The sequence below is a fragment of the Methylobacterium sp. AC832 genome (assembly GCF_979256025.1).
The window spans coordinates 275,084-287,274 of sequence record NZ_CEEDMV010000003.1; the positions used below are offsets into that span (position 1 = coordinate 275,084).

Genomic DNA, 12,191 nt, shown 5'->3' on the forward strand with positions numbered 1-12,191 from the left:
GTGGCTTCGCACTCATCGAAAATCATTCCTCTGACGGAGCTCGCGGCCCTCGTCGCCGATGGCAACTCGCTGGCTCTTGGCGGCAGCTTTCTGCACCGCGGCCCCTTCGCCCTGGTGCGCGAACTGATCCGCCAGGGTCGCAAGGACCTCGAAGTCGTCAAGCAATCCCCGGGTTACGACATCGACATCCTGTGCCGCGCCGGCGCGCTGGCGCGAGCCCGGGCCGGCATCGTCGCCATGGAAGGCAATTTCGGCCTCGCGCCCTGGTACCGGAAAGCGGTCGAGAGGGGCGAGATCAGGCTAGAGGAGCATGCCTGCGCAACCCTGACGGCGGGCCTGCGCGCCTCGGCTTTCGGCGTGCCGTTCATGCCCTGTGGCGGCATCCATGGCTCCGATCTGCCAGGGCTGAACGGCTGGAAGCAGATCGAAGACCCCTACGGCACAGGCGAGTCCGTCTATGCCATTCCGAAGATCACGCCGGATTTCGCGGTGATCATGGCCAACGAAGTCAGCGAGGAGGGCGATGTCCGCGTCTACGGCACCTCGCATTGGGACCGGATCATGAGCCGGTCCGCCAAGCGCGTGCTGGTGGTCGCCGAAAAGCTTGCACCGAGCGCTTCCTTCCGCGAGCAGCCAGAGCTGACGCTGATTCCCCATTTCCTCGTCGAAGCAATCAGCGTGGTCGAGAACGGAGCCTGGCCGGGCTCGTGCTGGCCCCATTACGAGGTCGATTACCCGGCCGTGGAAGCGTACATGAAAGATGGCGCGGCCGTGCTGAAACAGCACCTCGACTCTGCCCCCGAGGCACGGGAGGCGGCCCATGCGTGAATGGTCGGGCTTCTCCTACATCGTCACGAACCTCGCCCGGTTCGTCCGCCCCCGCGAGATCACCTTCAGCGGTGTGAACTCGGCGTTGCCGATGCTGGCTTGCCTCGTCGCCAAGCAGGCTTACGATTTCGATTACACCTACATCAACGTCGCTGGCGGCGTGGATCCGCGCCCGTCAAAGGTTCCGATTTCGAGTTCCGACCCAGTACTGGCAGAGGGCTCGCGCTCGATCTTCTCCAACGAGGATTTCTACGACCTTTGCACCCGAGGCCAAATGGACCTCTGCTACCTCGGCGCGGCCCAGGTCGACGGGCTCGGGCGCACCAACGTCTCGGTGATCGGGGATTGGCACGCGCCGAAGGTCCGGCTGCCCGGCGGCGGCGGCGGCGCGGTGATGCTCCCGACCGCCAGGCGGGCCGTCACCTGGCGCACTGAGCACTCGATCAGGACGCTTGTCGAGACCCTCGACTTTATCACGGCATCCGGCGGTATGCACGGGGTGGTGACGCCTATCGCGGTGTTCATGAAGCGAGAGGGACGCCTCGTCCTGTCCTCTTGGCATCCGGCGGCGAGCCTCGACGAGGTCCGTGCCCGCACTGGCTTCGCCTTCGAGGCCGACGGTGCCGAGCCCACGGCTCCGCCGACCGACGCGGAAGCGGCCGCGCTGTCCACGCTCGATGCGGACGGCGACTTCGAACGCAACGCGGCGATCAAGCTGCGCTGAGCCTAAGAACAATCGGGAGGATCCGTCATGGCCGAGTCGATCAGCGCACGCCTCCGCGAGGCGATGACGCGCCATGCTTCAGCCAGCCTGACAGCGATCATCGCTCCGGAACCGGTCAGCTACGCCCATCTCCAGACTCGGATCGATGGCTTCGCGGCGGGATTCCGCACCTGGGGCGTCAGTCGCGGCGCGATGGTCGGCGTGATCGCTCCGAAATCGGTCGACGCCATCGCGGCCTATTTCGGCGCGATGCAGGCCGGCGCCTGCGTCAGCTTCCTCGAACCCGGCCTCGCTCCCGACATCGTTGCGGAACAGGCAGACGTGGTCGGCATGCGCCACCTCGTGGTGGACGAGACGCTAATCGGCCGCTTCGACATTTCGGCACAGACGCGCCTGGCGATCCGCCCCCTAAGCGACCTCGAGGGGGAGGGTGCTTTCATCGACGAGGCGCTCGAACCCCACGACAACGCCATGCTGCTGTTCACCTCAGGCAGCACCGGCCGACCCAAAGGCGTGCTGCTTTGCCATGGTGCGCTGATTTGCAACGCCGATGGCGTCGTGCAGCACACGGGCACCATGTCGACTGACCGGCTGCTCCACGTCATGCCGCTCTATCACACCAACGGTGTCAACAATCAGCTGATCGTGCCCTTCCTAGCCGGAGCGAGCTTAATCTTGCTTGACCGATCCAAGCCGGAGATGACCCTCGCGCATCTTCGCAACGACCGACCGACCTACTTAACGGGCGTCCCGACGATCTACGCGCGGATGCTGCCCCACCTGATACCGGGTGAGCGTTTTCCTTCGCTGAAGTTCCTGCGCTGCGGCTCGGCCCCGATCACACCGGTCCTCCATAAGCAGATTGAGGAGGCCTTCGGCGTACCCCTCATCGTTTCCTACGGCCTATCAGAGGCGACCTGCACCTCGACAATGAACCCGCCGGAGCGACGCAAGCTTGGAACGATCGGGACGGTCCTAGCGGGCCAGACGGTTTCGTTGTTCGATCCGGTTACGAACGAGCCGGTTCCCGAAGGCAGGGAAGGCGAGATCCGGATCACCGGGCCAGCCTTGATGACTGGCTATCTCGGCAGCGCGGAGCAGCCTATCGTCGATGGCTGGCTGCGCACAGGCGATCTGGGCCGCTTCGACGAAGACGGTTTCCTGGCGATCACCGGCCGGATCAAGGACGTGATCATCCGTGGGGGAGAAAACATCTCGCCGGCCCTGATCGAGCGGCAGCTCGCGACCCACCCAGCGGTACGCGATTGCTGCGTCGTCGGCGCTCAGGATGCCGATCTCGGCGAGGTGCCGGTCGCCTTCGTGGTGCTGCGCGACGGGGAGATTCTCGACGAGACCGGCCTCAAGGACTTCATCCGCGGCTCGCTCGCGCGGATCTACGTTCCGGCCGAAATCCGCAGCCTCGACGTGCTTCCCACGAACGGAGTCGGCAAAACCGACCGCAAGTCGTTGCGGAGCCTGCTGAACGCCTGAGCCATCATCCTCTGAGGGCAGATAGGCAAAAGAGCCTTCTGGCAGTGGGATGTCATCATGCGGATAGCCTCGAAACTGTCGGCGACGCGGCACGACCTCGAATTATTCTTCCGGCGCGGGACAATGATTTCGCATGCTGACCGTTTCGGTCCTAGCCGATCCAGCCAACGACTTCCCGTTCTTCGCAGGCTTCGCCGACGAGACCGGGATGGGGCAGGCGACGGCTTCAGCCTCAACTTTCCACTGCCCCCTGGCGCCGGCGATTACGGGTGGCTCGCCGCGATTGAGCAGGGTCTGGCGCGCATCCTCAGCCATCGTCCGGCAGCAATGGTGTCCGCCTTGGGGCTCGACGCCGCATAAGGCGATCCACTGGGCGTGCTCGCCGTGACGGAATCGGGGTTCTCGTCGGCCGCCTGGCGCATCGCGCCTGTCAGCCTACCGACGGCGATCATCCAGGAGGGCAGTTATCTTTGCAACGCGCTGGCGCCCAATCTAGTGGCGTTCCTCAAGGGCTTCAAACAGGACTGGAAGACGTGTTCGAGTGAAATATTCTCTAACGGATTCAGCAGGGAGAAGGACTCTCTCCATCGCCACTTAAATATAGAAATCGCCGCCATTGCTCTGAGGCTATGCTGTGACGATCTAGAAAGCAGCCATCAAGCACTCGTGATCGTCATGCGTCCCATTCAATTCGACCCCTACGGCGAGCCCGTCGCACAGGGTTGCGACCAAGATCGTCCCGGCGCCGCTTCGCGGATCGCGTTGCGTTCGGGCACCGGCCTTTTTTGGGCGATGGTCGTCGTGATCGTCGCCGCGCGCGCCGTGTATTTCGATCCGGACTTCGCCGAGAAATTCGGCACGGTCGCCTCGCTAGTCAGTCACCTTAAGATGATCGTCGGCGCATAAACTGCTGACATTTCAACGTCGAAAGCGCCGCGGGCTGACAGGCCCGCGGCGCTTTCGACGCAGGGTCTTCGGTCTGTGACTCTGGCCCTGAGTACCATTGCTGTCGATTGGGTGGTGGCCCCCCGGGTCCGGCTTCGAGCAGGCCTCGGATCTCTGTCGGCGTATCGGCAACGTCGACGCCAGCTGCCACGAGCGCGCGGCGGTTGCCGTCGTAGCTTCCCACTGTGCCCAACACGATCGCCCCGGCATGGCCCATCTTCACTCCCGGTCGGGAGGCGCGTCCCGCGATGAAGGACACGACGGGCTTCGACATGCCTGAGGCGTATTCCGCCGTCGCCTTTCCATCGCGCCGCCGATCTCGCCGACCAGCACTACCGCACGGGCCCGCAGATCCTCTTCGATGGCCTTCAGCGCGTCGCGAGTCGTGGTGCCAATCATCGGATCGCCACCGATGCCGAGGAAGGTCGATTGGCCGATCCCAGCCCTAGTCAGGTTGAGGCAGATCAGCGTGCCGAGGCTGCCGGAGCGCGAGATCACGCCGAACTCGCGCGGCTGGAAAATGTTCGGGTTGTGCCTAGACATGATGCTGACGAAACCCTCGCCCGGGGTGACAATGCCTGCGGTGTTCGGGCCGATGATGCAGGTATAGTTCGTCGAAGCCGCGTGATGGATCGCGATGACGTTCCAGACGAAATCTTCGCGAGCGGGCTGACACCGATCATTGCGACCGTGCTGCTGCAGTATTCCGTCGCCAATGGGTCTTAGCTCATCTGTGCCTATTGAGCCTTCGCGGGCCTCTTCAGCAAGGCCTCCGCCATGTGGAGGGGCCCCAGAAACCGCCAGGCTGCACTGTCCGATCCAGCGTGTCCTGAAGCCCGTCAATGGGTACAGACTCACATATTCGAAGAAAGTTCTATTATTTAGGACACCATTGGAAGATCGTTCTCGAAGCAGGGTACGCTTCAGCAAATAATTGCTATGAAGACATAGGAAGAACGGCGCCGTGGCTCGGCGCCGAGGGGTGACAATGCTGCAGGATAATCGTTTCGTGACGCCGAAATCGCCGCATCCGATCATGGGGCGCTTCACGGCCTTGGCACCGGGCATCGCGCTCTGCATCACGGTGACCCTCGCCTCGCTCGGCCTGCAGCATCTGGAGGAGGGCGCCTTCGAGCACCCCTATATCGAGGCCCTCGTCATCGCGATCCTGCTAGGCATGGCGATCCGGACGTTCTGGCAGCCGAGCCCCCTCTGGCGCTCCGGCATCGCTTTCAGTGCAAAGCAATTGCTCGAAGTCGCGGTGATGTTGCTCGGCGCCTCGATCAGCTTTGCGGCGATCGTCGCCTCCGGCCCGCTTCTACTCGCCGCGATCGTCGCGACGGTGATTGTGACGATCGCCGCGAGCTTCGCGATCAGCCGTATGCTTGGCCTCGCCGTGCGGATGTCGATCCTCATCGCCTGCGGCAACTCGATCTGCGGAAACTCTGCGATCGCGGCAGTGGCCCCGGTGATCGGAGCGAGCAGCGACGACATCGCGTCCTCGATCTCCTTCACCGCGATCCTGGGCGTTCTGATGGTGCTGGGCTTGCCGCTCCTGATCCCGCTACTGGGGCTGGGCGCGAGCCAGTATGGAATCCTCGCCGGCCTCACCGTCTACGCAGTACCGCAGGTCCTTGCGGCCACCGTCCCAGCCGGTCTCGTCGCGACTCAGATCGGCACGCTGGTCAAGCTCGTACGTGTGCTCATGCTCGGCCCGATCGTCGTCGGCCTCTCGCTTCTCGCCCCGCGCTTCGGCGGCACCCAGGGCGATCCGGCTAAGTCCCGCACGTTCGATCCGCTCAAGCTAGTGCCGTGGTTCATCCTCGGCTTCCTCATCCTCGCGGCCTGCCGCTCGCTCGGCCTGGTGCCAGACGTCGCGCTTGGGCCGATCACGAAGATCGCCGGCTACCTCACCGTCGTCTCGATGGCCGCCCTCGGGCTCGGCGTCGACGTGCGCGTGATCGGGCGCGTCGGCGGTCGCGTCACGGCAGCCGTGACGCTGTCGCTCGTGCTGCTTCTGCTAATCAGCCTCGGACTGATCCACCTACTTCGGCTCGGCTGAGGGCAAATTTCGACAGACATGACCGCCGAAACAGGGCCGAAAACGATGGAGGAAGCCATGTTGCATCGACGCTACGTCCTGCGCGGAGCCAGCGCCGCCGTTCTCGCCCCGGCGGGACAACTCGGAGGGCGCTCTGCCAAAGGGGCGGGCACCGACGACGTCACGTTGCCGTTCGGCAATAGCGAGCGCGCCCTCGTGAAGTATCCGGGTAAACGCCCACTCATCCAGATGACGAGCCGGCCGCCGCAACTCGAGACGCCGTTCTCGATGTTCGACGAGGGTCCGATCACGTCCAACGACGCCTTCTTCGTGCGCTATCACCTCGCCGGCCTGCCCAGCGAGATCGATCTCGAAATGTACCGCCTCGAGATCAAGGGCAAGGTCAACACACACACCTGTCGTTCACCCTCGCCGACCTGAAAAGGCTCGACCTCGTCGAGATCACGGCGGTCAACCAATGCTCGGGCGAGAGCGGCGTCAGCTATTTGGCATCATCGCGATCAGGGCGAAGCTGATTAGGATGAGCACGGCCAAGGATGCCGATACCGCCAATGCGATTTGCCGTCCGACACGTATGACCGCCCGCAAATCCACCCCGAGGCCAAGTGCTCCCATGGAGACGACGGTCAGCGTGGCGGCTAAGTCAGAGATCGGCGTCGCAAGCGAAGACGGGATAAGTTCGAGGGACCGCAAAGCGGCGAGGGTTAGAAATCCGAGAATGAACCAGGGCGCCAGCTTGGAGAGAGCGAAGCGCGTGTGCTGGACAGGTGGGGCCGACCTATTGGCACTGCCGCCGACCAGCCGGGGTGCTAATATCGTGAAGGCCATTACCATGGGCCCGAGCATCAGCACTCGTACTAGCTTCACCAAAGTGCCGACCTGCGTGCTAACGAGTCCTACCGGCGAGGTTGCAGCAATGACCTGCGGAACCGCGTACACGGTCAGGCCAGCAAAAACGCCGTACTGGTGCTGGCTGAGGTTCAGCGGTGGACCGAACCAGGGAAGCGCGACCACCAGGAGCACCCCGAGAAGTGCAGTATAGGCGATCGAGGCGGCGACGTCCTGTTCGTCTGCTCCAATCACGGGTGCGAGCGCCACGATGGCTGAGTTTCCACAGATCGCGTTGCCGCAAGCGATCAGGATCGCCATCCGGATCGGGACACGAAGCGCTTTGCAGATCCACAATCCCGCACCGATCGAGATTACGACTACGGCAATGATCCCGGTCACCAAAAGCGGTCCCGTTGCAACAATCTCGCCGATGCTCACAGAGGCGCCGAGAAGCGCTACGGCGAATTCGAGAAGAGGCTTTGCACTGAACTGGATGCCCGGCTGGAAGCCGGAGGCGGGATGCCAAGCGGTTCGTATCGCTGCCCCAACCAGAATCGCGATAATCAAAGCGTCGAGATAGGGCTGACCGAAGACACCTCGCTCGAGTTCGACAAGCTGGAACGAGATGAATGCGAGACCAGTGCAAAATGCGATGCCCAGCATGCGCGAGACGACCCATACCCAGCAGGCTCGGATGACACTCTGCCTCTTTCTGGCGCGACGGTCTCGCGGGCTCGGCGCGAGTGGATCAACGGGCCCAGTTGCACCGGCGTGGACGATCTCCGGACGCTGCTCGTACGCACTCTGTTCGAGCAATCGGCACGTTTCCTTGAGTAGGGCATCTATTTCCGGGTCGTTGAAACGAAGGCTCACTTCTCGACGAAGGCCTTCTCGATGACGTAGTGGCCGGCCTCACCATGGTTGCCTTCCACGTAACCGCCGCTGGTCAGCATCTCGCGAGTGTCACGGATCATGTCCGGCGAGCCGCACAGCATGAACCGGTCGTTCTCCACCGACATCGGCGGCAGGCCGATATCCTCGAACAGCTTGCCGGAGGTCATCAGGTCGGTGATCCGGCCGCGGTTGCGGAAGGGCTCGCGGGTGACCGTGGGGTAATAGATCAGGCCGGCGGAGATGACCTCGCCGAGGAACTCGTGGTTGGGCAGGTCCTGCGTGATCGTCTCGCCATAGGCGAGTTCCGAGACCTGTCGGCAACCATGGACGAGAACGACCTTCTCGAAGCGCTCGTAGGTCTCCGGGTCCTTGATGATCGACATGAACGGCGCGAGGCCGGTGCCGGTGCCGAGGAGATAGAGGTTCTTGCCCGGCATCAAATTGTCGAGCACCAGCGTCCCGGTGGGCTTCTTGCCGACGATGATCGGGTCCCCGACCTTGAGGTGCTGCAGCCGGGAGGTGAGCGGGCCGTTCTCGACCTTGATCGAGAAGAACTCGAGCTCTTCCTCGTAATTGGCCGAGACCACGCTGTAGGCGCGCAGCAGCGGGCGGCCCTCGACTTCGATTCCCATCATCACGAACTCGCCGTTGCGGAAGCGGAACGCGGGGTCACGGGTGGTGCGGAAGGAGAACAGCGTGTCGGTCCAGTGATGGACGTTGAGAACCCGTTCTTCGAGATACTTGCTCATGACATCACCTGCGGCGTCTAAACGAAATCATGCGGCTGCCGGGTCGGAGACGCCGAAGACGACTTCGAGCTTGCCGCTACGTCCGTCCCACTCAGCTGCGTCGGCGAGCGGGTCGAGCTTTTCACTGATATTCGGCCAAATAGCGGAATACTTTGCGTTGAGGGCAAGCCAACCGTTAAGGGCCGGCTCGGTATCGGCTTTGATCGCCTCGGCGGGACATTCCGGCTCGCAGACACCGCAATCGATGCACTCGTCGGGATTAATCACAAGCATGGCATCACCGACATAGAAGCAATCGACCGGACAAACCTCGACGCAGTCAGTGTATTTGCAGCGGATACAGTTGTCGGTGACGACATAGGTCATTACAAAACCTTGCTGGATTCTTCAGAATGCTGGCGCGATTAGAGAACAGCCGAGAGATCCTGTCCTTCCAGACTGATCGCAAGCCCCTTTAGCGAATCGAGGCTAACTTCACCGCCCATGGCACGGATGCTTTCCTCGCGGATAAGCGACATCAGCCCTCGGCGCAGGCCCAGAAATTCCGATGACAGGGTCATTGAGGGTTCGCGCGGCCTCGGCAACGGCACGGCAACCTCGGCCTTGATGCCGCCGGGACGGGCCGTCATCACGTAGATGCGGTCCGACAGGAAGATCGCTTCGTCGATGTCGTGCGTCACGAAAAGGACTGAAATCTTTAACCGCTGCCACATGTTGGTGAGGATCTGCTGCATGATCAGCCTAGTCTGCGCGTCAAGCGCCCCGAACGGCTCGTCCAAGAGCAGGATGCGCGGTCCGGTGGCCAGCGCCCGCACGATGCCGACGCGCTGCTTCATGCCGCCGGACAGGCGATCGGGATAGTGGTTCTCGAACGGGGTGAGACCTGCGAGACCAAGCAACGTGCGGGCCCGGCGCTCGCGCTCGCTGCGGGAAACGCCCTTCATCTTAAGGCCGAACTCGACATTCTCGCGGACGGTCTTCCAAGGGAACAGCGAGTATTGTTGGAAGATCATCCCCCGATCCGCGCTAGGGCCGGAGATCGCCTCGCCATCCACGGTCACGGTTCCGCCCGATGGCGTCAGAAAGCCAGCAAGCGCGTTCAGAAGAGTTGACTTCCCGCACCCGGATGGACCGACAATCGAGACGAACTCGCCGGGCTGGACGTTGAGAGAGACGTCGGAGACCGCATCGACGGCGCCCTCCATGGTCTCGTAGCGCAGACAGAAGTCGTGGACCTCGATCAGGCCTCGAGCCGTTCCGGCCATGGCATGTCCCCTTTGTCCAGTGAAACAGGAGGTCGAGTTGGAGTCGGCCTTAGCGGGCCGTCCCCCCGGGCATCACGATGCGGCCGAGCACACGGATCGCGAAGCTCGATCCGAGACCGAGGACGCCGATCGTAATCATCCCAAGTGCGATGTCGGAATACTGGACCAGGGAGTATGCCTCCCAGGTAAAGTAACCGATGCCGAATTGGCCAGAGATCATTTCGGCGGCGATGAGCGAGACCCAGGCGACGCCCATCCCGATCGTCAGGCCGGTGAAAATCTGCGGGAGCGAGGCCGGAAGGTAGACCTCGCGGAAGACCGAGGCCTCCCGAGCACCAAGGCAGCGCGCGGCTCGCACCAGCACCGGATCGACAGTTGCCATACCCTGGAGGGTGTTGATTAGGATCGGGAAGAATGACCCGAGGAAAGTGATGAAGACGATCGATTCCTCGTTCGTCGGCCACAGCATGATCGCCATCGGTACCCAGGCGATAGCCGGGATCGGCCGCGTGAACTCGCAGATCGGAAACACGATCTCGCGAAGGATCTGGAAACGGCCCATCAGCAGACCGAGGGGAATCGCGAGTGCACTGGCCAGCGTGAAGCCGTAGACAATCCTCCGGCAGCTCATCCAGATATGGTCGCCAAATATGGGATTGTGGAACGCAAGGATTGCACGGTCCAGCACGTCGGCAGGGCTCGGGACGTTGGTGAAACGGACGTAGAACGTCGCACGGTTGACAGTCAGAAGCTGCCAGATTGCTACGAAGATGGCGATCGACACGAAACCGAGCGCCATTGCCCGCATCTGTTTACGATGAAGCCGGAGCCAGCGTGCCACGCGATCCGTGGGGACCGCTGGGAGGGGCGCCAGTCCAGCTTTGGCTTTGGCGGGTGCCTCGGCGGGAGGCGTCAACGCTGGCACGGTCTCGGAGAGTTGGCGAAGTGCGGCTTCCATGGGATCAACCTCCCGACACAGCGGCCTTGATGGCCTCGTCGTAGGGCATCACCTTCGCCCCAGATTTCTCAGCCGCAGCCTCGGCATCCCGCTTAAGCAGGTAGGGGGAAATTTCTCCCTTGCCACCGACCGCATAGAACGCCTCCTTGGCGAAAAGCTTGATACCGCGCGATGTATCGAAGACGTAGGCGACGTTGATCTCCTTGCCCTTGGCCTTGAGATCATTGAGAGCGCCCAGCGTGCAAGCTGCACTTGAGTAGGGATAGATATTGCCGCCCTTGACCCAGATTTCGCCGGCCTTCCGCGGATCGGAAACGGGTCTTTTGCAGAAGCCGTCTTCGCCCGAAACCTCGTAATTCGAGGTGCTAACGACCTGCTTCCCGTAGTCGAGCCCGCTGTCGGCAAAGACCTTACGCAGCGGCTTGTCGTTTACCCAAGACGTAACGTCGAACTCCTTCACGCGGTCGAGCTTCTGCAGGACCTTCACGTCTTCCTTGGCCGCCTCGACCAGTTGCGGCTTGATGGTCGGATCGATCGTCATGATCCCGCCCGGACCGAGGAAGATGTAGACGACCTCCTTATCCGTACCGGTCCAGGCCGAGATCTGCTCGGCCGCGCGCTTCGGGTCGGCCTTCACCCAGGCCTGTGCATCAAGGATCGCTCTCAGATAAGCATCGACGATTTCAGGATATTGCTTGGCGAAGTCGGTGCGGACCACGACGCCGTGCCAAGTCGGCAGATTGGTCTCGACGCCGTCGAAGACCTTGCGGGCAAAACCCCGGAACGGCAGCAATTCGGCGAACGGGACGAAATCGGCGTGTGCGTCGATCTTCTTCTCCTGCAGGTTGGTCGAGCCGACTTCGGGACTCTGGTTGACCAGACGGAACCAAGTCTGCGGATAACCTTTGTCCTGTAACGCCTTGAGCACCATACCGTGCGCAGCTGAGCCGAATGGGACGCTGACGACTTTCCCCTTCAGGTCATCGAAGGAGAACGCGTCGGTCTCCTTGTTGACGACGATACCGTTGCCGGAGCCGTAAAGATTGTAGGCTGCGACAGCGATGAGTTCGGACTGGCTATCTGGGTTGTTCTTGAAGGTGTAGCCGTTCACGATGAGCGGGTAGTCGCCCATCGCTCCGAACTGCAGCTTGCCGGCCATCATGCCGTTGGTGACCGGCGGCCCGGAGGTGAAATTCTGCCAGTCGAGGCTAATCTTGACGCCGGCATACTTGCCGGTCTTCGGTAGGTGCTTCTCGAGTAGCTTGAGCTGTCGGATTATGACGCCGACGGTGGCGGTGTTCGTCGTGGTATCCTGCGTGCCGATGCCGACCGTCAGAGCGGTCTCGGCACAGGCGGGGGTTGCGAGCATCGCACTGGCTGCCGCGAGCAGCGCAATTGCAGAGACCGCACTTCGTCCAACCCAAGTCGACGTCATCATGCGCTC

Annotated in this window: 12 protein-coding genes and 1 pseudogene; 6 read left to right on the forward strand and 7 right to left on the reverse strand. The window is 62.4% G+C overall.

Annotated elements, in window-relative coordinates:
• The 4 genes from AC0IXR_RS12810 (at nt 1) to AC0IXR_RS12825 (ending at nt 3,949) form a co-directional block, all read left to right on the forward strand.
• Nucleotides 1–828, forward strand: coding sequence for a CoA transferase subunit A (locus tag AC0IXR_RS12810; protein ID WP_471760950.1), 828 nt, complete (start codon nt 1–3; stop codon nt 826–828).
• The gene (locus AC0IXR_RS12815) at nt 821–1,552 is read left to right on the forward strand and encodes a CoA-transferase subunit beta (protein ID WP_471760951.1); all 732 of its coding nucleotides are present in this window, start codon (nt 821–823) and stop codon (nt 1,550–1,552) included. Before AC0IXR_RS12810 ends, AC0IXR_RS12815 begins: the two co-directional genes overlap by 8 nt.
• Before the next feature lie 27 nt (nt 1,553–1,579).
• Complete coding sequence (locus tag AC0IXR_RS12820; protein ID WP_471760952.1) at nt 1,580–3,043, forward strand: class I adenylate-forming enzyme family protein; 1,464 nt, start codon at nt 1,580–1,582, stop codon at nt 3,041–3,043.
• A 375-nt stretch (nt 3,044–3,418) separates the two neighbouring features.
• Nucleotides 3,419–3,949, forward strand: coding sequence for a hypothetical protein (locus AC0IXR_RS12825; RefSeq protein WP_471760953.1), 531 nt, complete (start codon nt 3,419–3,421; stop codon nt 3,947–3,949).
• A gap of 127 nt (nt 3,950–4,076) precedes the next feature.
• Here AC0IXR_RS12825 and AC0IXR_RS12830 read toward each other — a convergent pair.
• Nucleotides 4,077–4,630, reverse strand: a pseudogene (locus AC0IXR_RS12830) (succinyl-CoA synthetase subunit alpha); the annotation flags it as partial.
• A gap of 349 nt (nt 4,631–4,979) precedes the next feature.
• Between AC0IXR_RS12830 and AC0IXR_RS12835 the strand changes: the two are divergent.
• Both AC0IXR_RS12835 and AC0IXR_RS12840 read left to right on the forward strand, forming a co-directional pair.
• The gene (locus tag AC0IXR_RS12835; protein ID WP_471761290.1) at nt 4,980–6,050 is read left to right on the forward strand and encodes a YeiH family protein; all 1,071 of its coding nucleotides are present in this window, start codon (nt 4,980–4,982) and stop codon (nt 6,048–6,050) included.
• Nucleotides 6,051–6,107: 57 nt separating this feature from the next.
• On the forward strand, nt 6,108–6,470 hold the full coding sequence (locus AC0IXR_RS12840) for a hypothetical protein (protein WP_471760954.1): 363 nt from the start codon (nt 6,108–6,110) through the stop codon (nt 6,468–6,470).
• Between the two features lie 57 nt (nt 6,471–6,527).
• Here the strand turns inward: AC0IXR_RS12840 and AC0IXR_RS12845 are convergent, their stop codons facing one another.
• The 6 genes from AC0IXR_RS12845 to AC0IXR_RS12870 all read right to left on the reverse strand — a co-directional run bounded on the left by AC0IXR_RS12845 (nt 6,528) and on the right by AC0IXR_RS12870 (nt 12,116).
• A complete protein-coding gene (locus AC0IXR_RS12845; protein ID WP_471760955.1) occupies nt 6,528–7,544 on the reverse strand; it encodes a YeiH family protein in 1,017 nt (338 codons plus the stop codon).
• A gap of 206 nt (nt 7,545–7,750) precedes the next feature.
• On the reverse strand, nt 7,751–8,524 hold the full coding sequence (locus tag AC0IXR_RS12850; protein ID WP_471760956.1) for a ferredoxin--NADP reductase: 774 nt from the start codon (nt 8,522–8,524) through the stop codon (nt 7,751–7,753).
• 27 nt (nt 8,525–8,551) lie between these two features.
• Nucleotides 8,552–8,890, reverse strand: coding sequence for a ferredoxin FdxA (gene fdxA / locus AC0IXR_RS12855; protein ID WP_471760957.1), 339 nt, complete (start codon nt 8,888–8,890; stop codon nt 8,552–8,554).
• 38 nt (nt 8,891–8,928) lie between these two features.
• Nucleotides 8,929–9,789 (reverse strand): ABC transporter ATP-binding protein, encoded by an 861-nt coding sequence (locus tag AC0IXR_RS12860; RefSeq protein WP_056429554.1) that lies wholly within the window; start codon nt 9,787–9,789, stop codon nt 8,929–8,931.
• Between the two features lie 49 nt (nt 9,790–9,838).
• Nucleotides 9,839–10,747, reverse strand: a complete 909-nt coding sequence (locus tag AC0IXR_RS12865) for an ABC transporter permease (protein ID WP_471760958.1) — start codon at nt 10,745–10,747, stop codon at nt 9,839–9,841.
• A gap of 4 nt (nt 10,748–10,751) precedes the next feature.
• A complete protein-coding gene (locus AC0IXR_RS12870; RefSeq protein WP_471761291.1) occupies nt 10,752–12,116 on the reverse strand; it encodes an ABC transporter substrate-binding protein in 1,365 nt (454 codons plus the stop codon).
• Nucleotides 12,117–12,191: the final 75 nt, after the last annotated feature.